This is a genomic window from Gemmobacter sp. LW-1 (genome assembly GCF_001303875.1).
GTDB lineage: Bacteria > Pseudomonadota > Alphaproteobacteria > Rhodobacterales > Rhodobacteraceae > Gemmobacter > Gemmobacter caeni.
The window spans coordinates 1-23,525 of record NZ_LJSC01000008.1 but is presented as its reverse complement, the minus strand read 5'-3'; the positions used below and the strand labels follow the sequence as shown (position 1 = coordinate 23,525).

20 protein-coding genes are annotated in these 23,525 nt (G+C 64.4%); 9 read left to right on the top strand and 11 right to left on the bottom strand.

Annotated elements, in window-relative coordinates; all coding sequences use genetic code 11:
* The 7 genes from AO684_RS01230 to AO684_RS01200 all read right to left on the bottom strand — a co-directional run bounded on the left by AO684_RS01230 (position 1) and on the right by AO684_RS01200 (position 8,005).
* Complete coding sequence (locus AO684_RS01230; RefSeq protein WP_054300930.1) at positions 1-1,191, bottom strand: ABC transporter permease; 1,191 nt, start codon at positions 1,189-1,191, stop codon at positions 1-3.
* A 12-nt stretch (positions 1,192-1,203) separates the two neighbouring features.
* Entirely contained in the window at positions 1,204-2,250 is a 1,047-nt protein-coding gene (locus tag AO684_RS01225; RefSeq protein ID WP_054300929.1) for an ABC transporter permease, read from the bottom strand.
* Between the two features lie 100 nt (positions 2,251-2,350).
* On the bottom strand, positions 2,351-3,991 hold the full coding sequence (locus AO684_RS01220) for an ABC transporter substrate-binding protein (protein WP_054300928.1): 1,641 nt from the start codon (positions 3,989-3,991) through the stop codon (positions 2,351-2,353).
* A gap of 282 nt (positions 3,992-4,273) precedes the next feature.
* On the bottom strand, positions 4,274-5,071 hold the full coding sequence (locus tag AO684_RS01215) for an AraC family transcriptional regulator (RefSeq protein WP_054300927.1): 798 nt from the start codon (positions 5,069-5,071) through the stop codon (positions 4,274-4,276).
* A gap of 186 nt (positions 5,072-5,257) precedes the next feature.
* Entirely contained in the window at positions 5,258-6,133 is an 876-nt protein-coding gene (miaA, locus tag AO684_RS01210) for a tRNA (adenosine(37)-N6)-dimethylallyltransferase MiaA (RefSeq protein ID WP_189380491.1), read from the bottom strand.
* 4 nt (positions 6,134-6,137) lie between these two features.
* Positions 6,138-6,581 carry a GNAT family N-acetyltransferase gene (locus tag AO684_RS01205; protein ID WP_054300926.1) on the bottom strand — a complete coding sequence of 148 codons (444 nt, stop codon included), beginning with the start codon at positions 6,579-6,581 and terminating at the stop codon, positions 6,138-6,140.
* Positions 6,582-6,634: 53 nt separating this feature from the next.
* Positions 6,635-8,005 carry a M20/M25/M40 family metallo-hydrolase gene (locus tag AO684_RS01200; RefSeq protein WP_054300925.1) on the bottom strand — a complete coding sequence of 457 codons (1,371 nt, stop codon included), beginning with the start codon at positions 8,003-8,005 and terminating at the stop codon, positions 6,635-6,637.
* A gap of 109 nt (positions 8,006-8,114) precedes the next feature.
* Here AO684_RS01200 and AO684_RS01195 point away from each other — a divergent pair, with 109 nt between their 5' ends.
* From AO684_RS01195 to ispG, 4 genes are all read left to right on the top strand, one after another.
* Positions 8,115-8,681 (top strand): hypothetical protein, encoded by a 567-nt coding sequence (locus tag AO684_RS01195; RefSeq protein ID WP_054300924.1) that lies wholly within the window; start codon positions 8,115-8,117, stop codon positions 8,679-8,681.
* Between the two features lie 139 nt (positions 8,682-8,820).
* Positions 8,821-10,050 carry a 5-aminolevulinate synthase gene (gene hemA / locus AO684_RS01190; RefSeq protein ID WP_054300923.1) on the top strand — a complete coding sequence of 410 codons (1,230 nt, stop codon included), beginning with the start codon at positions 8,821-8,823 and terminating at the stop codon, positions 10,048-10,050.
* Between the two features lie 121 nt (positions 10,051-10,171).
* The gene (locus AO684_RS01185; protein ID WP_054300922.1) at positions 10,172-11,416 is read left to right on the top strand and encodes a RodZ domain-containing protein; all 1,245 of its coding nucleotides are present in this window, start codon (positions 10,172-10,174) and stop codon (positions 11,414-11,416) included.
* Between the two features lie 96 nt (positions 11,417-11,512).
* On the top strand, positions 11,513-12,637 hold the full coding sequence (gene ispG / locus AO684_RS01180; protein ID WP_054300921.1) for a flavodoxin-dependent (E)-4-hydroxy-3-methylbut-2-enyl-diphosphate synthase: 1,125 nt from the start codon (positions 11,513-11,515) through the stop codon (positions 12,635-12,637).
* A gap of 119 nt (positions 12,638-12,756) precedes the next feature.
* Here ispG and AO684_RS01175 read toward each other — a convergent pair whose 3' ends face one another.
* A complete protein-coding gene (locus tag AO684_RS01175) occupies positions 12,757-13,509 on the bottom strand; it encodes a DsbA family protein (RefSeq protein WP_054300920.1) in 753 nt (250 codons plus the stop codon).
* Positions 13,510-13,612: 103 nt separating this feature from the next.
* Here AO684_RS01175 and AO684_RS01170 point away from each other — a divergent pair, with 103 nt between their 5' ends.
* From AO684_RS01170 to AO684_RS01150, 5 genes are all read left to right on the top strand, one after another.
* A complete protein-coding gene (locus AO684_RS01170; protein WP_054300938.1) occupies positions 13,613-14,758 on the top strand; it encodes a pyridoxal phosphate-dependent aminotransferase in 1,146 nt (381 codons plus the stop codon).
* Positions 14,759-14,810: 52 nt separating this feature from the next.
* Positions 14,811-16,007, top strand: a complete 1,197-nt coding sequence (locus tag AO684_RS01165) for an N-acetylmuramoyl-L-alanine amidase (RefSeq protein WP_054300919.1) — start codon at positions 14,811-14,813, stop codon at positions 16,005-16,007.
* Between the two features lie 112 nt (positions 16,008-16,119).
* Positions 16,120-18,672 carry a penicillin-binding protein 1A gene (locus tag AO684_RS01160; RefSeq protein WP_054300918.1) on the top strand — a complete coding sequence of 851 codons (2,553 nt, stop codon included), beginning with the start codon at positions 16,120-16,122 and terminating at the stop codon, positions 18,670-18,672.
* 105 nt (positions 18,673-18,777) lie between these two features.
* A complete protein-coding gene (gene prfB, locus AO684_RS01155) occupies positions 18,778-19,905 on the top strand; it encodes a peptide chain release factor 2 (RefSeq protein ID WP_054300917.1) in 1,128 nt (375 codons plus the stop codon).
* A gap of 85 nt (positions 19,906-19,990) precedes the next feature.
* Positions 19,991-20,764 (top strand): DUF2189 domain-containing protein, encoded by a 774-nt coding sequence (locus AO684_RS01150; RefSeq protein ID WP_054300916.1) that lies wholly within the window; start codon positions 19,991-19,993, stop codon positions 20,762-20,764.
* Between the two features lie 105 nt (positions 20,765-20,869).
* Here AO684_RS01150 and AO684_RS01145 read toward each other — a convergent pair whose 3' ends face one another.
* The 3 genes from AO684_RS01145 to AO684_RS01135 form a co-directional block, all read right to left on the bottom strand.
* On the bottom strand, positions 20,870-21,349 hold the full coding sequence (locus tag AO684_RS01145; protein WP_054300915.1) for a polymer-forming cytoskeletal protein: 480 nt from the start codon (positions 21,347-21,349) through the stop codon (positions 20,870-20,872).
* Positions 21,339-22,676, bottom strand: a complete 1,338-nt coding sequence (locus AO684_RS01140) for a M23 family metallopeptidase (RefSeq protein ID WP_054300937.1) — start codon at positions 22,674-22,676, stop codon at positions 21,339-21,341. Before AO684_RS01140 ends, AO684_RS01145 begins: the two co-directional genes overlap by 11 nt.
* A 193-nt stretch (positions 22,677-22,869) precedes the next feature.
* On the bottom strand, positions 22,870-23,525 hold a 656-nt coding region (locus tag AO684_RS01135), incomplete at its 5' end, for a ferritin-like domain-containing protein (RefSeq protein ID WP_054300914.1).

Sequence of the window (23,525 nt, the reverse complement as noted above, 5' to 3'; positions counted from 1 at the left end):
TCAATCCTTCAGGCTTTCTTCGCGCAGGCCGTCGGCCAGCAGGTTCAGACCCAGCACGAGGCTCATCAGGGCGACGGCGGGGACCAGTGCGGGGACCGGGAAGATCGACAGCAGTTTGCGCCCCGCATTGATGGTGGACCCCCAGTCCGGGCTTTCCGGGCTGACGCCAAGGCCGAAAAAGCCCAGTGTGCCGAGCAGGATGGTGGTATAGCCGATCCGCAGGCAGAAATCGACGATCAGCGGCCCGCGCGCATTGGGCAGCACTTCCCACAGCATGATATACCACGGGCCTTCGCCGCGGGTCTGGGCTGCGGCGACGTAATCGCGGGATTTCAGGTCCATGGTGATGCCGCGCACGATGCGGAACACGGTGGGGGCGTTCACGAACACGACCGAGACGAAGACGTTCAGCAGGTTCGGCTCCATGATCCAGAGACCGAACGGGTCGGCCCGGAAGGCAAGGCCCGCATAGATCCAGAGACCCAGCACCAGCGTGATGCCGACATAGAGGTTGCGCCGCGCGGGGGTGGTGAAGAAACGCGCGTTCCACAGGATGCAGAGGAACAGGATCGGGAAGGCGAACAGGATTGCCGCCATCACATTGGGGATCGAGGCGCGCCAACCCAGCAGCAGCGGCCCGGTCTCGCGGATTTCCGGGGTGACCAGCAGGTAGAACATCAGGATCACCGGGAAGGCCAGCACGAGGTTCGCCACGAAGCTGAGCCCGGTATCGAGCCGCCCGCCGAAATATCCGGCAGGCAGGCCCAGCGTGATCCCCGCCATGAAGGCGAAGGCGGTGGCGGCGGGCGCGATGGTCAGCACCGAGCGCGCACCGACCACCATGCGTGAAAATACATCGCGCGCGAGGTTGTCACCGCCCAGCAGATAATGAGCATAGATGCCCTCGACCGGGCTTTTCAGCGGGCTGCCGGGCAGGGCGTTCTTCATGCCGGAAATTTGCGCCAGCGGATCATGGGTGGCGACGATATTGGCGAACAGAGCGGTGAAAACCCAGAACATCACCAGCGCGAAGCCGGTCATGCCGATGGGGCTGTCGAACAGGCGGCCGTAAAGGCCAAGCCGCCGCTTGAAGCTGATCGAAAGGGCGAAGGTCAGGGCCAGCGCGATCCAGACCGGCCAGAAGCGGCCGATCATCGTCACGAGGATCTGGGTGAAGCCGAGTGCGTCCATCAGATCAGCTCCTCACGACAGCCGGATGCGGGGGTTGAGCCAGGCATAGCCGACATCGGAAATAAGCTGGGTGATCAGCACGACGGCGACGGCGACCACGGAACAGCCCAGCAGCAGGTCGATGTCGTTGTTGCCCGCAGCCTGCACCAGCGTCCAGCCGAAGCCCTTGTAGTTGAACAGGGTTTCCACGATCACGACACCGTTCAGGAGCCAGGGGAATTGCAGCATGATGACGGTGAAGGGCGCGATCAGTGCATTGCGCAGCGCGTGGCGCAGCACGACCTGACGGAAGCTCACGCCCTTCAGCAGCGCAGTACGGATATATTGCGCGGTCATCACCTCGGTCATGCTGGCGCGGGTCATGCGGGCGATATAGCCGATGCCGTACAGCGCGATGGTCAGCACCGGCAGAAAGAAGTTTTCAAAGGTGATATCGTCCATCGCCGACGTGGCCGAGCCTTTGAACCATTTCAGCCCGGTCATCGAAGACGCGAAGATGGTGATGAACAGAACGCCCGACACATATTCCGGCGTCGCCGTGGTGGCGATGGAGAAGGTGGACAGCGTGCGGTCAAGCTTCGATCCCTCGCGCATCCCCGCCAGCACCCCGATCAGCAGCGCGACCGGCACCATCAGCGCCATGACCGACAGCATCAGCCAGCCGGTCAGCGACAGGCGGGTGGCGATGATCTGCGATACCGGCTCCTTGAAGACGTTGGACCAGCCCCAGTTGCCTTGCAGCACGCCGCAGAACCGTGGCGCGGCGGCCGGGTCCGCCCCTCTGGCGATGCAGCGGCCAGTGACCTTGCCATCGGCGGCGGTGGCGGTCCAGCCGGGCAGCACGCCCAGCCATTCACCGTAGCGGCCCAGAAGCGGCTGCGCATAGCCGTTCTTTTGCAGCCAGCTTTCCACCTCGGCATCGGAAATCCGCGATCCGGCCTCGGATTTGGCGATCTTCTCAAGGTTTGGGGGCAGGTTGGTCAGGTAGAACACAATGAAGGTCAGGCACAGAGCCGTGGCGATCATCGTGAACAGGCGTCGAAACAGGAATTTGGCCATGGCGGCACGGGCCTTTCCGGGCGGCAGGCTTCAGGGCGCGGGCGGGTGGCCCGTATGAGGAAAGAAGGGCGCGCCATTGCGGCGCGCCCCGGTCCGGCGATCAGGCCGCCAGCCACCATTTGTAGTGATGATGCTCGAAGGTCGGATGCATCTCGCAGCCGCGCACCTTGTCGGTCATGTGACGGAACAGCGAGCGCCAGTAGGGCTGGATCAGCACACCCTGTTCCTGCATGATCTCTTCCAGCCGCTTCATCACCTCACGCCGCTTGTCGGCATCGGCGATCGCCAGCGCCTCGCTCAGCTTTTCGTCGAATTCGGCGTTGGAGAAGGCAGTCTCGTTCCAGGCCACGCCCGTCTTGTAGGCGAGTTGCAGGATCTGCACGCCGAGCGGACGCATGTTCCATTCGGTTGCCGAGAACGGATACTTCAGCCAGTCGTTCCAGAAGGTCGAGCCGGGCAGGATGGTCCGCTTGACGTTGATCCCGGCATCTCGCAGCTGCGCGGCCACGGCGTCGCAGGAGGCCGACTGCCAGTTGTCATCCAGCGAGATGAGCTCGAATTCCGTATCGGCATGGCCTGCGGCGGCGAGGTTCTCTTTCGCCTTGGCCGGGTCGACGGTCAGCGGCGGCAGCTGGGCGTATTCCGGGTGGATCGGGCAGACGTGGTGGTTTTCCGCCACCTGACCCAGACCGGCATAGCCAAGCTCCAGCACCACATTGTTGTCGACGGCGAGTTGCAGCGCCTTGCGCACTTCGACATTGTCATAGGGCGCGGCGGCGTGGTGGAAGCGCACGGCCAGCGTACCGGCGGTCAGCGCCTCGGATTTCTCCCAGCCCAGACCGTCGAAGACGGCGACGAAATCGCCCTCGGTCCGGTAAGTCGCGTCGATCTCGCCTGCCTCTGCGGCGGCCACGACGGCAGCCGGATCGGTGCCGTAGTCGATATACTCGATCCGGTCCAGATAAGCACCTTCGCCCCACCATTTGTGATCGGTGTTCTTCACGAGGATCTGCTTGACGCCGACCTCGTTGGCCTCGGGCTTGTAGGGGCCGGTGCCGATCGGGTTCGCGGTCGGGTCGCCGTTGTCATAGGATTTGTGAACCACGGCCGCCGGATAATCGGCGAAGCCCGCGATGATCGAGATGTCGGGTGCGGGCAGCATCAGTTTGACGGTGTGGCTGTCGACCGCCGTCACCGCGCCATCGCGCATCTTCTTGGTGGCCTCGTCGACCAGCCCGCCCATGCGCGCGGCCATCGAATTGCCCTCGACACCGGCATCGCACCAGCGGTCAATATTGTGAACCACATCCTCGGCGGTGAATTCGTCACCGTTATTCCAGGTCACGCCCTTGCGAACGTTCAGCGTGTATTCGGTGGCGTCGTCATTGGCGGTCCAGCTTTCCAGCAGGCGCCCCTCGAAGGTGCCGTCGCTGTTGTACTGCACCAGATATTCCAGCCAGCCGCGCCCGAAATTCGCCAGCTCCGACCAGTCCCAGGTGCGCGGGTCTTTCATCGCGCGGGTTTCCATGTTCATGCGCAGCGTGCCGCCCATGACCGGAGTTTCCTGCGCCAGCGCCGGGGTCGGCGCCGCCAGACCCAGCAGACCATAGGCCGCAGTCGCGGATACCCCCAGTGCGGTGGTGCGGGTCAGGAATTCGCGCCGGCTCAGGCTGCCCGCGCGCACTTCCTCGGCATAGGCCGGGGCGGCGGGGTGAACGGCGATAGGTTTGGTATGGATCATTCTCTACTCCCTGACAGGTATTTTGGTTGTCTTTATGCGGCGATAGCCATGTGGCCGGTCGCACCCTCGGGTGCCACGGTCGGCCACATCGGAGTTTCACAAGGACTATCGTGCCCTTTTTGGACCGGACGTCAACGCCCGCTTTCGGCAAGCCAAAGCAATTTTGCGACATAATTCTACCGGAAATGGACGGAATCCCGGAAAATAGGCGTAAAAAGCGATTTAAAATTACAAGACGATTCCGTTAAAACGGAATCGCCCTGTGGCCAGCCGGGGAAAGGATCAGCCCGCGCGGCGGAAGGCGGTGGGGGATTTGCCAGTCTGGTGCTGGAAGGCGCGGGTGAAATAGGCGGCCGAGGTGAAGCCGAGGCTGCCCGCGATCAGGTTCACCGGCAGGTCGGTTTCCGACAACAGGCGCCGGGCCTCGAAGATCAGCCGGTCGTGCAGCAGGGCCGATGCCGGACGGCCGCAGGCCAGCTTGCAGCAGCGCGTCAGATGCGTCGGCGTCACGCCCAGCTTTGCCGCGAAATCAGCAACGCCCATGCCAGAGCGGAACTCGCGTTCCAGCAGCGCAGTGTAGCGTGCAACGAGCCGCTTTGCGGCATCGGGTTTCTGTTGTTCCGGCGCCGCGCGGGCGATCTGGCGTTCCAGCCAGACCCCCAGAAGCCCCAGATGCGCCAGTGTCGCCCGGTCATGGGCGGGAGTGTCGGCATCCATTTCGCGCAGGATCGCATCCAGCGTAACGTTCAGTTCCTGCGCGGCAAAGGTTTCGCGGATACGCAGGTGCTGTGGGTCTTTCGGCAGGGGCACCGGGCAATCGCGCCCGAAAAACACAGCGGTGCCAAAAACCTGCGGTCCGACCTCGAATCCATGCATGACGCCGGGCGGAATGAAGATGGCGTTATGAGCGGTATAACCGCGTGTCACACCGGCAATGGTGATGCGCCCCTGGCCCTTGGTGAACCACAGAAGGCAGGATTCGGAATAGGCGCGCATCGCCTCGACCCGCCAGCGGCCACCGGCGGCCAGACGGGGAATCGCCACAAGGCGAAGGGATTTCAGCGCGCTCAGATCGTCCATTCCGCAGGGTCTTTCGGGTTCGGGTGGCAGGCACGGGCAACGGAACACTCGATGACCGGCCCAGATAAGCAGCCTGTGCCGCAAGACCCAAGCAAAAAGATGGCAGCGGCGGCCGATTTGCGCCGCTGGCTGGTTAAATGTGACGAAAAGTCAGCAATGCCCTGTGGATAACCGACGTTCTTAACGTCAGGGCAGACGGATCGTCGTCCAGTCCGACATCCGGGCGCGGAACCATGTGCGCTGACGCTTGGCATATTGGCGCGAAGCCAGCTTCGCTGCCGCAACCGCCTGTTCCAGCGGCATTTCCCCCCGCAGATGAGCCACAAGCTCTGGGGCGCCGATGGCGCGGGCCGAAGGGCGCGCGGGGTCCCAGAACGGCAGTTCGGCGCGGGCTTCCTCCAGCGCGCCTGCGGCCATCATCCGGTCAAAGCGCAGGTCGATGCGGGCGTTCAGCCAGTCGGGGTCGGGGCGAAATACAAAGGCGGCACAGGCGATGCGGGGCAAAAGCGGCGGCGGCGTGTCGCGCTGCCAGTCGGCGAGGCCGCGGCCCGTGCTGCGCAGCACCTCCCAAGCGCGCTGGACGCGGGCGAGGTTGTTCAGATCGGTTTTTGCCACGGTCGCGGGGTCCAGTGTTGCGATCATAGTGGCGGGATCGGTGGTGCGCAGGGCATCCGCTTCGGCCCGCACCTCGGGCGGGATCGGCGGGATTTCCGCCAGCCCCTCGGTCAGTGCCATGAAATAAAGCCCGGTGCCGCCAACGATGATGGGGCGCTGGCCGCTGTGCAGCACTGCTGCCACCTCGCGCAGCCAGTGACCGACGGAATAGGGCGTGTCGCGCCCGATATGGCCGTAAAGCGCATGTGGCGCCTGCGCTTCTTCCTCAGGCGAGGGGCGGGCGGTCAGCAACCGCCAGCACTCATAGACCTGAAGCGCATCGGCATTCACCACCACGCCGCCCTGCACCCGCGCGACTTCCAGCGCCAGCGCGGATTTGCCGCTGGCGGTCGGCCCGGCGATCAGCACCGGCTGGTCGGCGGGCAGCGAGGCGAGCAGATCGTGCACGGGCTTACAGCTTCAGCCGGTAGCGGACATGGCCGTCATAGGGTGCGTAGCTGTCGTACAGCGCGCGGGCGCGGGCATTGCCTTCATCGGTGTGCCAGTAAAGCCGGTGCCAGCCGCGCGCCTTGGCCAGATCGCGCAGATCGTCGATCAGGGCGCGGCCGACCCCCTTGCCGCGCGCCTCTGGGGCGACGAACAGGTCTTCCAGATAGCAATCTTCGCCCATCACCCAGGTCGAGCAGTGATGATGGTGCAGCGCAAAGCCGAGCGGCTGATCGCCCTCGACCGCCAGACGACCCTTGAGCGGGCTGGCGGGGTCCATCATCCGGGTCCAGGTATGGGCGGTGATGTCGGGGGAAAGATCGACCTTGTAGAAGGCGAGATAGGCAGACCAGAGGGCCTCCCATCCCGCGCGGTCGGCGGGGGCGATGTCGCGGATCGTCAGGGTCATGTGAATGTCCGTTCTGTTGGGGTAGCCGGGGCGGTGAGGCCCCGGCGGCGGCATCACGCCAGACGTGCCAGCAGGCGCGCCCAGCTGCGGATGCCCTTGTGGAAGCATTCCAGATCGTATTTCTCGTTCGGGCTGTGGATCTGGTCATCATCGCGGCCGAAGCCCAGCAACATGGCATCCATGCCCAGTTCGGTCTTGAAATAACCGGCGATCGGGATGGAGCCACCACAGCCGACATAAGACGCCGGGCGCCCCCATTCAGCGGCCAGCGCGGCGCGCGCGGCCTCGAAGGCGGGGTGGTCGATGCCCATGGTGCCGGCGGGCGAGGCGCCGTGGCCTTCAAACGTCACCTCGCAATCGGCAGGCACGCGGGCACGCACCCAGTCGCGGAAGGCTTCACGGATCGCCAGAGGGTCTTGTTGCCCCACCAGACGGAAGCTGACCTTGGCACGCGCTTCGCCCGGCAGCACGGTCTTGAAGCCGTCGCCGGTATAGCCGCCGGTGACGCCGTTCACCTCGGCTGTCGGGCGTGACCAGATCATTTCCAGCGGCGTGCGGTCTTGCTCACCTGCCGGGATCGACAGGCCCACATCGCCCAGGAACTTCGCATGATCGAAGGCAAGGTTCTGCCATTGCGCGCGGATCGCCTCGGGCAATTCGCTGACGCCATCGTAAAAGCCGGGAATGGTAATGCGGCCGGTCTCGTCATGCATGTCGGCAAGGATCTTCGACAGCACATGGATCGGGTTGCGCGCCAGCCCGCCGAACATGCCGGAATGCAGATCCTTGCTGGCAGCCCGGATCACGATCTCCTCGCCCAGAAGGCCGCGCAGCATGGTGACGATGGCGGGGGCGGTATCCTGGAACAGCCCGGTATCGCAGATCAGCGCAAGGTCCGAGCGCAGCGCATCGGCATGTTCGCGCATGAAGGGGATGAGCGAGGGGGAACCCGATTCCTCCTCGCCTTCCAGAAAGATCGTCAGGCGGCAGGGCAGGGTGCCATGCACGGCCTTCCAGGCCCGCAGCGCCTCAAGGAAGGTCATCAGCTGCCCCTTGTCATCCGAGGCGCCACGCGCCCGGATCACCTTGCCGCGCGCGCCGTCCTGAAGCTCGGGGTCGAAGGGATCGCGGTCCCACAGGCTCAGCGGATCGACGGGCTGCACGTCATAATGCCCGTAAAACAGCAGATGCGGGCCACCTTCGCCGCCCTGCGCCACCACCATCGGATGACCGGGTGTCGCATGGGCGGCTGCGGCGAAACCGAGGCTGCGCAGGTCGTCCACCAGCCAGTCGGCGGCGCGGGCACAATCGGCCCTGAAGGCCGGATCGGTCGAGATCGAGGGGATGCGCAGCAGATCGAACAGGCGGTCGAGCGCGGCCGGAATCTCGTCATCAATCCGCTTCAGCACGGCATCCAGCGACATGGGGATCTCCTTTTCGTGACTTTGGCGCGAAGCCTAGCAGGTGGCTTTGCACTGTCCAGAGCCGCCGCGCCGGGGTATTCAGGGGCCGTTCCTATCTGACGGGAGTGTGATGATGAAGGTTCCGGTTTCAGTTTTGTGTCTGTCGCTGCTGGCGGCCCCCGTGTTGGCAGAGCCGATGACCGGCAAGGCGGCGGCGAAGCTGATGTATCGCGGTGAGGGCGCCGTGGTGCAGATGCTGGACGGTGCGGGCCTGCCGGAGGCGGATGTGACCGCGCTGACCATGGTCGGCACCGGCCAGCCCTGGTATGGCGCGATCGCAATTTCCCCCGACGAGGGGCTGATGGTCGAGGCCACGGTGGCCGCCGTGAATCATCACACGGTCGGGGCCGCCGAAACCGCTGCCCGACAGGGCTGCGACGCAAAGCGCAAGGGCAAGGCGGCCTGTGTGGTGGTGGCGCATCTGCTGCCGAAGGGCTGGAAACCCGCCGATCTGACGCTGTCGCAGGATGCCACTGCGGCACTGCGCAAGGAGTACAAGGCGCCCGGTGCGCTGGCGATTTCGCCCTCGACCGGCAGTTTCGCATTGACGAAGGGCGAGGCTGCGGGTGACCTTGCGGTGCAGACCTGCAATGAAAAGGCCGGTACGAAGGATTGTATCGTGGCGGTGCAGGACTGACCGAAAGGTCGGGCTGGGCAAAGGGGGGACAAAATGTCCCCTTTGCGATACAGGATTTGACCAATATCAAGGCGGCGCGCACAAAGGCCGCTCAGAAAGGGCCCAGCACGGCAGACCAGCCGCAGCCAGGAGACGGGACATGGACTACGACAAGGCACTCGACAGCGCGATCCAGCGCCTGCATGACGAAGGGCGCTACCGCACCTTCATCGACATCGAGCGCCGCAAGGGCCAGTTCCCCCATGCGGTCTGGCGCAAGCCCGACGGGACGGAGAAGGATATCACCGTCTGGTGCGGTAATGACTATCTGGGAATGGGCCAGCATCCGGCGGTTCTGTCCGCGATGCACGAGGCGCTGGATGCCACCGGCGCAGGCTCGGGCGGGACGCGCAATATCTCGGGCACCACGCTGTATCACCGGCGTCTGGAGGCCGAGATCGCCGATCTGCACGCCAAGGAGGCGGCGCTGGTGTTTTCCAGTGCCTATGTCGCCAATGACGCGACGCTTTCGACGCTGCCCAAGCTGTTTCCGGGGCTGATCATCTATTCCGATGCGCTGAACCATGCCTCGATGATCGAGGGCGTACGCCGCAACGGCGGCGCCAAGCGCATCTTCCGGCACAACGATGTCGCCCATCTGCGCGAACTGATCGCGGCAGATGATCCTGCCGCGCCCAAGCTGATCGCTTTCGAATCGATCTATTCGATGGACGGCGATTTTGGCCCGATCCGTGAAATCTGCGATCTGGCCGAAGAGGTCGGCGCGCTGACCTATCTGGACGAGGTTCATGCCGTGGGCATGTATGGCCCGCGCGGCGCCGGTGTGGCGGAACGCGATGGTCAGATGGCGCGGGTGGACATTATCAACGCCACGCTGGGTAAGGCTTTCGGCGTTTTTGGCGGTTACATTGCTGCAAGTGCGAAGATGGTGGACGCGATCCGGTCGTATGCGCCGGGCTTCATCTTCACTACGTCGCTGCCTCCGGTCGTGGCGGCGGGTGCGGCGGCTTCCATCGCCTTTCTGAAGACCGCTGAGGGGCAGGCACTGCGCGACAAGCAGCAATTGCATGCGCAGATCCTGAAGATGCGGCTGAAGGGGCTGGGCCTGCCGATCATTGATCATGGCACTCATATTGTGCCTGTGCACGTCGGCGACCCGATACATTGCAAGATGCTGTCCGACATGCTGCTGGATCAGTTCGGCATTTATGTGCAGCCGATCAACTTCCCCACCGTTCCGCGCGGCACCGAGCGGCTGCGCTTCACGCCCTCTCCGGTGCATGAGTCAAGCCAGATTGACGCGGTTGTGAAGGCGATGGACCGCCTCTGGCAGCACTGTGCGCTAAATCGTGCCGAGGTTTCTGCCTGAATCAGTTCTGCGGCTGCAAATGCCGCTTGTGCTGTGCTAGGGTTGGAGCAATGAGATTGGCACCGAGTCGCCCCGCGGGCGACTCAGGGCACAGGCGGGACAGAAACGGGGCAGGCGACGTATGATCTGGCGGAGGAACCAACCTTCGACGGCGGAAGCCGACAAGCCAAAGGGCTTTGACGACTTCGAATTGCGGCTCGGCGATGTGATGCGCGGAGAGCGCGCCACGCTGGGCAAATCCCTTCTGGATGTGCAGCGCGAGCTGAAGATCAAGGCGACCTACATCGCCGCCATCGAGAATTGCGATGTCTCGGCCTTCGAGACGCAGGGCTTCGTTGCGGGCTATGTGCGCTCCTACGCCCGGTATCTGGGCATGGACCCGGACTGGGCCTTCAAGCGCTTCTGTGCCGAGGCGAATTTCGAGGTGGCGCATGGCATGTCTGCCGCTGCCGCGCCCGCGACGATCACGGCGGCCCGTTCGCGCGTAGCCACGCAATCTGAAACCCGCGATCCGCTGGGCAACCCCAATGCGCTGTTCGTGCCGCGCAGCGAAAGCTGGATTCACCGGGTGGAACCCGGTGCCATCGGCTCGGTCCTTGTGCTGGCGGCCCTGATCGGCGCGCTGGGATATGGCGGCTGGTCCGTGCTGCAAGAGGTGCAGCGCGTGCAACTGGCGCCGGTGGATCAGGCGCCGGTCGTGGTGGCTGACATCGACCCGCTGGAGCAGCTGGATGGTGTTTCCGCCGGTCGCGCGACGGTGCAGGCACAAACCGGGGTGACCGAAGACCCGGCCGCGCAGCAGGTGGCAGGCGCTTCGCCGGACCTGATGAACCGCCTTTATCGTCCGCAGGCGCTGGATGTGCCGGTGCTGGTATCGCGTGACGGCCCCATCGCCTCGATTGATCCGCGTCAGACCGGGACGCTGGCCGCTGCCAGCCTGCCGCAGGCGGGGGGCGTTGCTGCCGTGGCGACTCCGGCTGATCCGGCGCAGGATCAGGTTCAGGTGGTGGCGCAGGCAGAACCCGGGGTCGAGATCCTCGCGGTCCGGCCTTCCTGGGTCCGGGTTTCCTCGGCCGATGGTTCCACTCTGTTCGAAAAGATCCTGAACGCGGGCGAACGCTACAAGGTGCCGCAGCTTGATACGGCACCGGTGCTGCGTTCGGGCAATTCCGGCTCGGTCTATTTCGTCATGGGTGGCAAGGCCTTTGGTCCCGCCGCGCCCGGCCCGCAGGTCGTGAAGAACATCGCGCTTTCGGAAGAGGCGCTGACGCAGAAATATGCCGAGGCCGATCTTTCGGATGACGCCGATCTGGCCCGCATCGTCAATGTGGCGCAGGCTACGCAGATCGACGCCCCGCAGGAATAAGCCTCGGCAAGACGTGATCCAGAGACGGCTCCGGCGGCATTGCCCCGGAGCCGTCTTGCCTTTATGCCTGCCCTCAAACCACCGAAAGGCGTGATCATGTCGCACAATCCCGTCCGTCCCTGGCGCAACATCGACCGGCGCAAGTCGCGGCAGATCCGCGTGGGCAAGGTGCTGGTGGGGGGCGATGCGCCGATCTCGGTGCAGACCATGACCAACACCATCACTTCGGATGTGAAGGCGACGATCGAGCAGGTGCAGCGCTGCGCCGTGGCCGGGGCCGATATCGTGCGGATTTCGACACCCGACGAGGACAGCACCCGCGCCCTGCGCGAGATCGTGGCCGAAAGCCCGGTGCCGATCGTGGCGGACATCCATTTCCACTACAAGCGCGCCATTGAGGCCGCCGAGGCGGGCGCTGCCTGCCTGCGCATCAATCCCGGGAATATCGGCGATGCGAAGCGCGTGGCCGAGGTGGTGCGCGCAGCCAAGGATCACGGCTGTTCCATCCGCATCGGGGTGAACGCCGGGTCTCTGGAAAAGCATCTGCTGGACAAATACGGCGAGCCTTGCCCCGAGGCGATGGTGGAAAGCGGGCTGGACCATATCAAACTGTTGCAGGACAACGATTTCCACGAATTCAAGATTTCGGTGAAAGCGTCCGATGTCTTCCTGGCCGCCGCCGCCTATCAGCAACTGGCCGAGGCCACCGATGCGCCGATCCATCTGGGCATCACCGAGGCCGGGGGGCTCATGTCCGGCACGGTGAAATCGGCCATCGGACTGGGCAACCTGTTGTGGATGGGCATTGGCGACACGATCCGCGTCAGCCTGTCGGCGGATCCGGTCGAAGAGGTGAAAGTCGGGTTCGAGATCCTGAAATCGCTGGGCCTGCGCCATCGCGGCGTCACCATCATCTCCTGCCCTTCCTGCGCGCGGCAGGGGTTCGACGTGATCAAGACCGTGGCGGCGCTGGAGGACCGGCTGGCCCATGTGACCACCAGCATGAGCCTGTCGATCATCGGCTGCGTGGTGAACGGCCCCGGCGAGGCCTTGATGACCGACATCGGTTTTACCGGCGGCGGGGCAGGCGCGGGCATGGTCTATCTGGCGGGCAAACAAAGCCACAAGATGACCAATGACCAGATGATCGACCATATCGTCGGCCTGGTCGAAGACCGCGCCGCGCAGATCGAGGCGGCGAAGGCAGAGGCGGCGGAGTAGGGGCTCCCCGCAAGCGCGTCGCTGCCAGTCGAGAGCGGGTTTGCTGACCATTGCGGGACATATGCAAAAGGCCGCTGCGGACAGCGGCCTTTCCTTGTCTTGCGCAAGGCAGCCGGAACTCACCCGTCCTGACGTTGCCCCTCGACGATCTGGCGCATGCCGTCCAGCGGGACGTAGCCGCGCACCATGGTCTGGTCGATCACGAAGCTGGGCGTGCCGTTGATCTGCATTTTCGTGCCAAGCGCGTGGTTGGCGTCGATGATCGCCTTGACCTCGGGGCTTTCCATCTTCGCCACGATGGCTGCGCCGTCGAGGCCCAGATCGCCCGCGAGTGCAGTCAGGCTTTCAGGCGTTGCGTCGCCGCGCAGCGTGATGAGCGCGTCATGGACCTTCTTGTAGGCATCATCGCCCGCCACGATCCGGGTGGCGATGGCGAATTTCGACGAGATCGTCGATTGCTCGCCCAGAATCGGGAATTCCTTAATGACGAAGCGGATGTTGCCATCCGTTTTCACAAGTTCCTCGACTTCTTCCCAGGCCTTGCGGCAATAACCGCAGCGGTAATCGAGGAATTCGACGACGGTGATATCACCCTCGGGGTTGCCGCCCAGCCAGGAGTTCTGGTCGTTGAACAGGGCGTCCGAATTGTCTGCCAGAAGTTTCAGATCATCGGCTTCGGCCTGCTGCTGCTGGCGCTGTTCCAGCACCGAGACGGCCTCCATGATGACTTCGGGATTCTCGATCAGATAGGCGCGCACGGCCTCCCCGAAGGCGGCGCGCTCGGCGTCGGTCATCGCGCCAAGATCCAGCGCGGCGGCGGGAAGCCCCAGCGTCAGCGCAAGCGCGGTGGAGGCGAGGAAGGTCTTGGTCATGCGTCTCTCCGATGGGCGGGGCACGCATGACAACGCAGGGCCGGCCCTGCTTGACGCGCGCGACCCGCCGGGCCAGTGTCGGCCCGAGTTTACGGGGGCTTACATGCAGGTTTCAAGACGCGCTCTGGTCGATCCCTTCATTGTGATGGACGTGATGGAGAAGGCGCGCGCCGCCGAGGCGGCGGGGCGCAGCATCATTCACATGGAGGTGGGACAGCCGGGCACGCCCGCACCCGCCGGGGCCCGTGCCGCTCTGGCGCAGGCGATGGAGGCTGGGGCGCTTGGCTATACCGTGGCGCTGGGGCTGCCGGAACTGCGGGCCGGGATCGCGGGGCTGTACAAACGCTGGTATGGCATTGATCTGAATCCTGAACGGGTGGTGGTGACGGCGGGGTCTTCCGCCGCTTTCCTTCTGGCTTTCACCGCGCTGTTCGATGCGGGCGACCGCGTGGGGCTGGGCGAGCCGGGATATCCGAGCTACCGCCAGATCCTGCGTGCGCTGAGCCTGACGCCGGTGGGCATTCCTGCGGCGCCAGAGAACCGGCTTCAGCCGGTCGCTGCCGATCTGGACGGGGTAGAAATGGCGGGGATGATCGTCGCCAGCCCTGGCAATCCTTCAGGCACCATGCTGTCGCATGAGGCGCTGGCGTCCCTGATCGGATATTGCGATCAGCGTGGAATCAGCTTTGTCTCGGACGAGATCTATCACGGGCTGCATTATGGCGACCGCGCTGTCAGTGCGCTGGAAGTCAGTGATAATGTCTATGTCATCAACTCGTTCTCCAAATATTTCAGCATGACGGGCTGGCGCATCGGCTGGATGGTCGTGCCCGAGGATCATGTCAGGGTGGTGGAACGTCTGGCGCAGAACATGTTCATCTGTCCGCCGCATGCGAGCCAGATTGCGGCGCTTGCCGCGCTTGACTGTATCGACGAACTGGAGGCGAACCGCGCGGTCTATGCCGAAAACCGCCGCCTGATGCTGGAGCATCTGCCGCGTGCGGGGTTTGACCGCATCGCGCCGCCGGACGGGGCGTTTTATATCTATGCCGATGTCAGCCATCTCACTGACAATTCACTGGCTTTCGCGGCGGAGCTTCTGGAACATGCCGGAGTGGCGGTGACGCCGGGGCTGGACTTCGATCCGGTGCGCGGGGCACAGACCTTGCGGCTTTCCTATGCGCGGGCGACGGCGGATATTGCCGAGGGGCTGCGGCGTCTGGAAGAGTATATGGCGCGGCGTGGCTGATCCGTCGGCTGCCTCCGGCGGGGATATTTGGACCAGGGTAAATGGGGGCGTGATGCGCAGGCTGATTCTGGCGCTGGCGATGATCTGGGCGGGGTTCGGTGCGGCGGCGCAGGAGCTTTCGGCGCTGGCCCGGCTGGTGCCGCAGGACTCGCGCATCGAGGCCACGCAGGATGGAACGGTGCGGTTGTCGCTGGCGCTCAGCCAGCCTGTGCCATGGCGGGTGCGCGTCATGGCCGATCCACCGCGTCTGGTGATGGATTTCCGCGAGGTGGACTGGCAGGGAATCGGCGGTATCGCGCATCCCGGCCTGCCGGACCTGCGGGCGGGTGTGTTCCGGCCTGGCTGGTCGCGGCTGGTCGCGGAACTGCCGGGGCCGATGCTGGTGGCCGAAGCGGGGATGGTCACGGAAGGCGCGACGCGGGTCGAGGTGGAACTGCATCCCGCAGATGCGGCGGCCTTCGCGGAAAAGGCGGCCGCACCGGAGCCGCCGGGCTGGGCGCTGCCGCCGCCTGCGGATGTACCCAGGCCCCCTGCACCGGGCAGCGGGGCGCTGGTCGTTGTGCTGGACCCCGGCCATGGCGGTATTGATCCGGGGGCCGAGCGGGACGGCGCGACCGAGGCCGCACTGGTGCTGGGTTTTGCGCGCGAACTGAAAGAGGCGCTGCTGCGGCAGGGGGGCTTCACCGTGGTGATGACACGGGAGGAGGATGTTTTCGTGCCGCTGGAAACCCGCATTTCCATCGCGCGGGCGGCCGGGGCGCATGTGTTCCTGTCGCTGCATGCCGATGCGCTGGCCGAGGGCGAGGCGGTGGGGGCCACCGTTTACACCTTGTCCGACGATGCCTCGGACCGGGCGGCGCAGACGCTGGCCGAACGGCATGACCGGGCTGACCTGCTGGCGGGTGTCGATCTGACCGAACAGGACGATCTGGTGGCGGGGGTGCTGATGGATATGGCGCGCACCGAGACGGTGCCGCGGGTCGAACGCTTAAGCGCGGCGCTGGTGACAGCAATCAAGGCGGCGGGGCTGCGGATGCATCGCCATCCGCATCAGGAGGCGGGCTTCTCGGTGCTGAAATCGCCCGATATCCCCTCGGCGCTGCTGGAACTGGGGTTCCTGTCCTCGGCCCGCGATCTGGCGCGGTTGCAGGATGCGGCGTGGCGGGCCAAAATGGCGGCGGCCATCGTGGCGGGGCTGAAGGACTGGGCGGCGAAGGATGCGGTTCTGTCCGGCATGGCGGGTCAGTAAGCCAGAAGTGACCCGGCCAGCGGCGAGATTGTGCCTGTGCGGGCGGCGCAAGGTTTTGACCTTGACCCGCGCAGCGCCTATATGGGGGCCACGGCTCGGACGGGGGTAAGACGTGCTGCGATTTGTCGGATCCTTTTTCGGTGCGATCTTCACACTGGTGACGCTGGGCCTGTTGTTCGTGGCCCTGTCCATCGGTGCGGTCTTCTACATGTATTCGCGCGACCTGCCGAGCCACGAGAGCCTTGCGCAGTATACGCCGCCCACGATCAGCCGGATCTATGACGGCGAGGGCCGGATGATCGACGAATTTGCCGAAGAGCGGCGGTTGTTCGTGCCGATCGAGGATGTGCCGGATCTGGTGAAATACGCTTTCATTTCGGCTGAAGACAAGAATTTCTATACCCACAAGGGCTATGATGCGCGGGGCATTCTGGCCGCTGCCATCGAGGCGGTGAAATCGCGCGGCCAGAACGTGCGCGGTGCCTCGACCATCACCCAGCAGGTGATGAAGAACTTCCTTCTGGGCGGCGAGCGCAAGGCCGAACGCAAGATCAAGGAAATCATCCTCGCCACCCGGCTGGAGGAGACGCTGTCGAAAGACAAGATCCTTGAGCTTTACCTGAACGAGATCTTCCTCGGGCAGAACTCTTATGGCGTCGCGGCGGCGGCGCAGACCTATTTCAACAAGTCGCTGTCGGAACTGGCCCCGCATGAGGCGGCGATGCTCGCCTCGATGCCGCAGGCGCCGGGCGAATATCATCCGGTCCGCGCCAAGAAGCGGGTGACCGAACGGCGCAACTATGTGCTGCGCGAGATGTGGCAGAACGGCTATATCGACGAAGCGACCTATCTGCGCGAAAAGGACATGCCGCTGAAATCGGTGCAGAACGGCGATTATCCGGCCTTCCGCACCGCGCTGCCGCCGCGCGACTATTTCACCGATGAAATCCGGCGCCAGCTTTCGGGCAGCTTCGGGCATGAGGAATTCTTTGGCGGCGGTCTGGCCATCAAGGCGACGGTTGACCCCGATCTTCAGGAGGTTGCGGCCAAGGCGCTGCGGACTGGTCTGGAACGTTATGACCGGGCGCAGGGCGTATGGCGTGGCACGGGCCAGAAGATCGGGCCCGAGCAGCTGACCTCTGAGGCCGACTGGCGCGCAGCGCTGGCCGGGGCCAAGGTGCCGCGCGATATCGAGGGCTGGCATCCGGCGGTCGTGCTGTCGCTGGGCGAGAAATCCGCCCGCATCGGCATCGAGGGCGTGGACGAAGACGAGGACGGCCATTTCATCCCGGCCGAAGACGTGACCTGGGCGCGCAAGCGGCTGCAAGGCGGCAAGCTGGGGCCGAAAGCGAAGGTTGCATCTGACCTGCTGGACGTGGGCGATGTGGTTTTGGTGCGTGCCATGACCAATGATGGCGACGGCAGCTTCAAACGCTGGACGCTGCGGCAGGTGCCGCAGGTGCAGGGCGCTTTCATGGCGATGGATGTGTTCTCGGGCCGCGTTCTGGCGATGCAGGGCGGTTTTTCGTATCAGGACTCGGTTTTCAACCGTGCCACGCAGGCCACGCGCCAGCCGGGCTCAAGCTTCAAGCCCTTCGTCTATGCCGCAGCTCTGGATTCGGGCTTTACCCCGGCGACCATCGTGGTCGACGCCCCGATCGAGCTGAACACGCCGCAGGGCTTGTGGCGGCCGAAGAACGCGTCGAATAAATTCTATGGCCCGACGCCGCTGCGCACCGGGATCGAACAGTCGCGGAACCTGATGACCGTGCGGATCGCGCAGGAAATCGGGATGGAGACGGTGGCGGGCTATGCCGAGCGCTTCGGCGTCTATGACCGGATGCAGCCTTTCCTGTCGAACGCACTGGGCTCGCAGGAAACCACGCTGTTCAAGATGGTGGCCGCCTATTCCATGTTCGCCAACGGCGGCGAGAGGGTGGAGCCGACACTGGTCGACCGCGTTCAGGACCGTTATGGCAAGACGATCTACAAACACGACCCGCGCAAATGCGAGGATTGCGGCGCGCCGGCCCTACCGGCGGGTGAGGCACCGCATATCAGCTCGACCCGCGATCAGGTGATGGACCCGATCACGGCCTATCAGCTGACTTCGATGATGCAGGGCGTGGTGCAGCGCGGCACGGCCCGCGGGATCAACCTGCCGGTTCCGGTGGCAGGCAAAACCGGCACCACGAACGACGCCAAGGATGTCTGGTTCATCGGCTATACCTCGAACATCGCGGCGGGTTGTTATATCGGCTATGACAATCCGCGCACCCTGGGCGGTCGCGCCTCGGGCGGCGGGCTGTGCGGCCCGGTCTTTGAAAGCTTCATGCGCAGCGCCATCAAGAAATACGGTGGTGGCAAGTTTGCCGTGCCGCCCGGCGGCTATTTCGTGAAGATCGACCGCTTCACCGGCGCCCGTCTGCCGGACAGCGCCACCGGCGACAATGTGGTGTCGGAATATTTCCGCGAGGGCGAAGACCCGATCTTCGGCATCGGCGCGATGGTGGATGGTGGCTTTGCGATGGGGGCGAACCTGCCGCTGTTCGCGCAGGGGGAGGTGGAAACCGGCGGCTCCACCGTCACCACCGCCACCGGCAAGACGCGGGTCATTCCGAAGAAGGCCGACTTTGGCACCCTGTCCTCCGGCGGGCTTTACTGAACTTCCGTCCCCACCACGCCCTTGCCGGGCGGGGGGCGAGGCGTTATTACCCTGCGCCGGGCATCCTGGCCCCGCAGCCGTCCATCCGATACGAGAGAACCCGCCATGCGCGCCGAAACCCAGTCCCAAGCCGAAACCATCCGCAAGTCGCTGGCCCTGCTGGCGCAGCGGATGGATTACGAGACGGCGCCGCACCGGCTGGAAGAATTCAACGCCATGATCGAGGACCCGAACCTCTGGAACGATCCGGCCAAGGCGCAGAAGCTGATGCGCGAGCGGCAGATGCTGATGGATGCCATCGGCACCTACCGGATGATCGACAGCGGGCTGCGTGACAATCTGGAACTGATCGAACTGGGCGAGATGGAGGGTGATAACGAGATCGTCACCGAGGCCGAGGCCGGGATCAGGGCACTGGTGCAGACCGCGCGCGAGAAGGAGCTTGAGGCGCTGCTGGACGGTGAGGCTGACGGCAACGACACCTTCCTTGAGATCAACGCGGGCGCGGGGGGCACCGAAAGCTGCGACTGGGCCTCGATGCTGGCGCGGATGTATACACGCTGGGCGGAAAAGAAGGGCTACAAGGTCGAGCTTCAGTCGATTTCGGAAGGCGAGGAAGCGGGCATCAAATCCGTCGCCTACAAGATTTCGGGCCATAATGCCTATGGCTGGCTGAAGTCGGAAAGTGGCGTGCACCGGCTGGTGCGGATTTCGCCCTACGACTCGGCTGCGCGGCGGCATACGTCGTTTTCTTCGGTCTGGGTCTATCCGGTGGTGGACGACAATATCGAGATCGAGGTGCTGCCGAACGAAATTCGCATCGACACCTATCGGTCGTCGGGGGCGGGTGGCCAGCACGTCAACACCACCGACTCGGCGGTGCGGATCACCCACCTTGCCACCGGCATCGTGGTGACCAGTTCGGAAAAATCGCAGCACCAGAACCGCGACATCGCCATGAAGGCGCTGAAATCGCGGCTGTACCAGATGGAACTGGACAAACGGAACGCTGCGATCAACGCCGCGCATGAAGCGAAGGGCGATGCGGGCTGGGGCAACCAGATCCGCTCTTACGTCCTGCAACCCTATCAGATGGTCAAGGATCTGCGGACCGGGGTGGAAACCTCGGATACCGACGGGGTTCTGAACGGTGATCTGGACCGTTTCATGCAGGCGACACTGGCCATGGATGTGGCCGGCAAGAGCCGTGCCGAGGCCACCGCTGAGGATTGAACGGCGCGCGGTAAACTCGCCGCGCAATTACATCTTTTCGATCCTGACACCGCGCGCTTAAGGTTCTCCCAAGAGGGAGGACATTATGACGCATGTCGAGACCGGGCCACCGCATGTGCCCGAAATCAACGAGGTCACCTTTGCTGATCTGGGCGCGAGCCTGCGCGCGGGCTGGCGCGATTTCCGCGCGGCGCCTGTCTATGGACTGGCCTTCGCCTCGGTCTATGTGCTGGGCGGCTGGCTGGTGGCCTGGGCGCTGACCGCGCGCGGACAATTGTGGTGGACGCTGCCCGCAAGTGCCGGCTTCCCGATCCTCGGTCCGTTCATCGCCTGCGGTTTCTATGAAATCTCGCGCCACTTGCAGGCAGGCGAGCCGCTGGACTGGGGGGGCATTGCCGGGGTGATCTTTCGTCAGAAGGACCGGCAGATCCCCTCGATTGCTGCGGTGGTCGTGGTCTTCTTCCTGTTCTGGAATTTCCTCGCGCATATGATCTTCGCGTTGTTCCTGGGCACCGCGACGCTGACCAATGTCTCCAGTTCGCTGGGTCTGTTCCTGACCGGGCAGGGGCTGATGATGCTGGCGGTGGGCACAGCGATCGGTGCGGTCTTTGCGACGCTGCTGTTTTCGCTGACGGTGGTGAGCCTGCCCTTGCTGCTGGAGCGGGAGGTGGATTTCGTCACGGCGATGCTGACGAGCCTTGCGCTGGTGCGGGAAAATCCGGTGGTCATGCTGGCATGGGGCGCCTTCATCGCCATCACGCTGTTCGTCGCGATGATTCCGGCCTTTCTGGGCCTTCTGGTGGCCTTGCCGGTGCTGGGCCATGCCTCGTGGCATCTGTATCGGTGCGCACTGACCTGACCGCGCGGGGCGGTGAGGCTGGCGTTTTGAGTATTTGGGCAAGAAGCAGGGCGTAAAGAAAAAGGGGCGCCGTAGGGCGCCCCTGATGGATCAGAAAGGCTCCGATCAGTCTTCTTTCGGGCCGGCGATGGCCTTAACGCCATTCAGCGGGTCGTCCTGACGCTGGACCGAGCCTTCGAAATGGGCGCCCGATTCGATGGCAATGGTCTTGTGGATGATGTCGCCCTCGACCCGCGCGGTGGAGGTGAGGCGCACCTTCAGGCCGCGCACGCGACCGATGACGCGGCCGTTGACCACGATGTCATCCGCCACGATCTCGCCCCGGATGGTGGCGGTTTCGCCCACGGTCAGAAGATGGGCGCGGATATCGCCCTCGACCGTGCCTTCCACCTGGATATCGCCGGTGGTGCGCAGATTGCCGACCACCGTCAGATCGGAGGACAGCACCGAAGCATTGGGCTTGGCCTTCACCGCCGAAGCCGAGAAATCCATCGCGGGCTTGGCGGCAGGCAGGTCCGCGGGCTTGGCTTTTTCGCCTTCCACCTGTTTCGGACCGGGTTCGTTGATTCTGCTTTTAGAAAACATCGCTCGCTGCCTTGATGAAGGTCATCGGATTGACCGGGCGGCCCCCGACATGAACCTCGTAGTGAAGATGTGTGCCGGTGGACCGGCCTGAATTGCCCATATCACCGATCCGGTCGCCGCGCGATACCCTTTGGCCTACGCTGACGCGGATTTGCGACATATGACCATAGAGCGTTTCCAGCCCGAAGTCATGACGGATCTTGACCATGCGGCCGTAACCGTTGCTCCAGCCTGCATGGACCACGACGCCATCGGCGGTGGCGCGGATCGCGGTGCCATAGGAGCCCGCGAAATCGAGGCCCGCATGCATGCGGGTGCCCGCGCCCTTGGGATCGCGGCGATAGCCGAAGCCCGAGGTGAAGCGGTAGTTGCCAGATGGAATCGGATTGGCGAAGGGCGATTTCACCGCCGCCAGCCGGTAGAGGTTCATCCGGTCGAGACCCTGGAGAATCGCATTGGCGCGCTGTTCGTCGGGGCTGAGTGTGGTGCCCTTGGTGGATACGAAGGGCATCAGCGGGCCACCCTGGCCGGAATAGCCGCGTTTCACCTGTTTCAGCAGATCGTCCGGCGACATGCCCGCGGCGCGGAACATCTTGTCCAGCGGCCCCATCGAGACGGTCACCGCCTCTTCCAGCCGGGCGAAAATGGCGTCGTTGCGCAGTTCCAGCTCTTCTTTGGAGCGGGTGATGGCGGCGGTTTCGTCACGGGCGGCCTCGGCCACGCGCGCCATTTCGTCCCGCTCTTTGGCTGTATTGCCAAGCGCGCCCGCCATGATGTCGAGTGTGGCCAGCGCATCGCGGGCGCGACCGGCTTCGGTATGGGTGCCGCCGGCGCTGGCCAGCGCCGTGCGCGCCTTGTCGGCGGCAGCGCGGGCATCGTCGCGTTCCTTGATGGTGCGGCGCAGCGTGTTCTGGATCACGTCGATGCCGGTTTCCAGTTCCTTCCGGCGGTCTTCGGAGGCCAGAAGCCGGGCCTGCATGTCGCTGACCTCGGCCAGCGCCAGATTGAAGCGGTCCTGCGCATTCACCGCTTCCTCGGCGCGGCGGTCGCGGTCGTTGGAAAGCGTGGTCAGCCGTTCCTCGAACAGGGCCTGCTGGCGGAGCGACTGGTCGCGGTCGGACCCGGCTGAAATGCTGTCCATCAGCAGGATCGAAGTTGCGATGAAGGTCCAGGCCACCAGAAGGCCGCCGCCCGCAAGGGCAATGGCCTGGGTCGCGGGACGCAGGCGGATAAAGCGGGTGGCGGTATCCGATTTCAGGAACAGGCGCTGCTCGGGCAGATAGCGGTCGAGCGTGGCGTTGATCCGGTAGGCGAGACGCGTCAGCACACGGTTTTCCATTTTTGTTGCGGCAATGGAACCGGAAGTCACGTCGTGTCCCCGGTTACCCGGCCATCGGTGCGCATTGGCACCTGATCCCCGGCGACGTGATTAAGGCGCGCCTGCCGCTGCCGCAACAAATTTGAACCGATGCAGGCGAATGCCGCCTGCTGCTGTGCAGAAATCGGCAATATCCCGCCGATCAGTCGACGGGTTCATCCTTCCCGGTCAGCGGCCAGTAGAAATCGGGGGGCAGCCCGGCTTCGGCGCGTTTTTCTTCATTGAACGGAGGTTTCAGCGCGCCGTGGAAATACTGCCGTACAAGGGTATGGAACACCTCTTTCGGGTCCAGCCCATCCCGGCCGCACAGCCAGTTGAACCATTTGGAGCCATAGGCAACATGGCCCACTTCTTCGGCGTAAATCACCTCCAGCGCGGCGACGGCCTGATCGGCCCCGGCGCGGCGGAAAATGTCGATCATGCCGGGGGTGACGTCGAGGCCGCGGGCCTCCAGTACCATGGGCACCACGGCAAGGCGGCCGAACAGGTCTTCCGCCGTGTCCGAGGCCGCGCGCCACATGCCCGCATGGGCGGGCAGCGCGCCGTAATGGCTGCCCGATGCCTCAAGACAATCGCAGATCATGTTGAAATGTCTGGATTCCTCGGCGGCGGATTTCACCCAGTCGTCATAGAAACCGGGGGGCATGGCGATATGGCCGAAGCGCGCGATGATATCCCAATGCAGGTCGACCGCATTCAGTTCGATATGCGCGACCGCATGCAGCAGCGCGATGCGGCCCTGCGGGCTGCCCGGGCGGCGACGCGGCACGTCGCGCGGGTCCAGCAGTTCGGGTTGCG

What these genes read in the sequence shown, in the direction of transcription:
- AO684_RS01165 (WP_054300919.1), top strand. Translation starts at nt 14,811, where the DNA reads ATGCGCAGGCTGATTCTGGCGCTGGCGATGATCTGGGCGGGGTTCGGT.
- AO684_RS01225 (WP_054300929.1), bottom strand. Translation starts at nt 2,250, where the DNA reads ATGGCCAAATTCCTGTTTCGACGCCTGTTCACGATGATCGCCACGGCT.
- AO684_RS01170 (WP_054300938.1), top strand. Translation starts at nt 13,613, where the DNA reads ATGCAGGTTTCAAGACGCGCTCTGGTCGATCCCTTCATTGTGATGGAC.
- AO684_RS01145 (WP_054300915.1), bottom strand. Translation starts at nt 21,349, where the DNA reads ATGTTTTCTAAAAGCAGAATCAACGAACCCGGTCCGAAACAGGTGGAA.
- prfB (WP_054300917.1), top strand. Translation starts at nt 18,778, where the DNA reads ATGCGCGCCGAAACCCAGTCCCAAGCCGAAACCATCCGCAAGTCGCTG.
- ispG (WP_054300921.1), top strand. Translation starts at nt 11,513, where the DNA reads ATGTCGCACAATCCCGTCCGTCCCTGGCGCAACATCGACCGGCGCAAG.
- AO684_RS01195 (WP_054300924.1), top strand. Translation starts at nt 8,115, where the DNA reads ATGATGAAGGTTCCGGTTTCAGTTTTGTGTCTGTCGCTGCTGGCGGCC.
- AO684_RS01230 (WP_054300930.1), bottom strand. Translation starts at nt 1,191, where the DNA reads ATGGACGCACTCGGCTTCACCCAGATCCTCGTGACGATGATCGGCCGC.
- AO684_RS01220 (WP_054300928.1), bottom strand. Translation starts at nt 3,991, where the DNA reads ATGATCCATACCAAACCTATCGCCGTTCACCCCGCCGCCCCGGCCTAT.
- AO684_RS01175 (WP_054300920.1), bottom strand. Translation starts at nt 13,509, where the DNA reads ATGACCAAGACCTTCCTCGCCTCCACCGCGCTTGCGCTGACGCTGGGG.
- AO684_RS01185 (WP_054300922.1), top strand. Translation starts at nt 10,172, where the DNA reads ATGATCTGGCGGAGGAACCAACCTTCGACGGCGGAAGCCGACAAGCCA.
- hemA (WP_054300923.1), top strand. Translation starts at nt 8,821, where the DNA reads ATGGACTACGACAAGGCACTCGACAGCGCGATCCAGCGCCTGCATGAC.
- AO684_RS01215 (WP_054300927.1), bottom strand. Translation starts at nt 5,071, where the DNA reads ATGGACGATCTGAGCGCGCTGAAATCCCTTCGCCTTGTGGCGATTCCC.
- AO684_RS01205 (WP_054300926.1), bottom strand. Translation starts at nt 6,581, where the DNA reads ATGACCCTGACGATCCGCGACATCGCCCCCGCCGACCGCGCGGGATGG.
- AO684_RS01150 (WP_054300916.1), top strand. Translation starts at nt 19,991, where the DNA reads ATGACGCATGTCGAGACCGGGCCACCGCATGTGCCCGAAATCAACGAG.
- AO684_RS01200 (WP_054300925.1), bottom strand. Translation starts at nt 8,005, where the DNA reads ATGTCGCTGGATGCCGTGCTGAAGCGGATTGATGACGAGATTCCGGCC.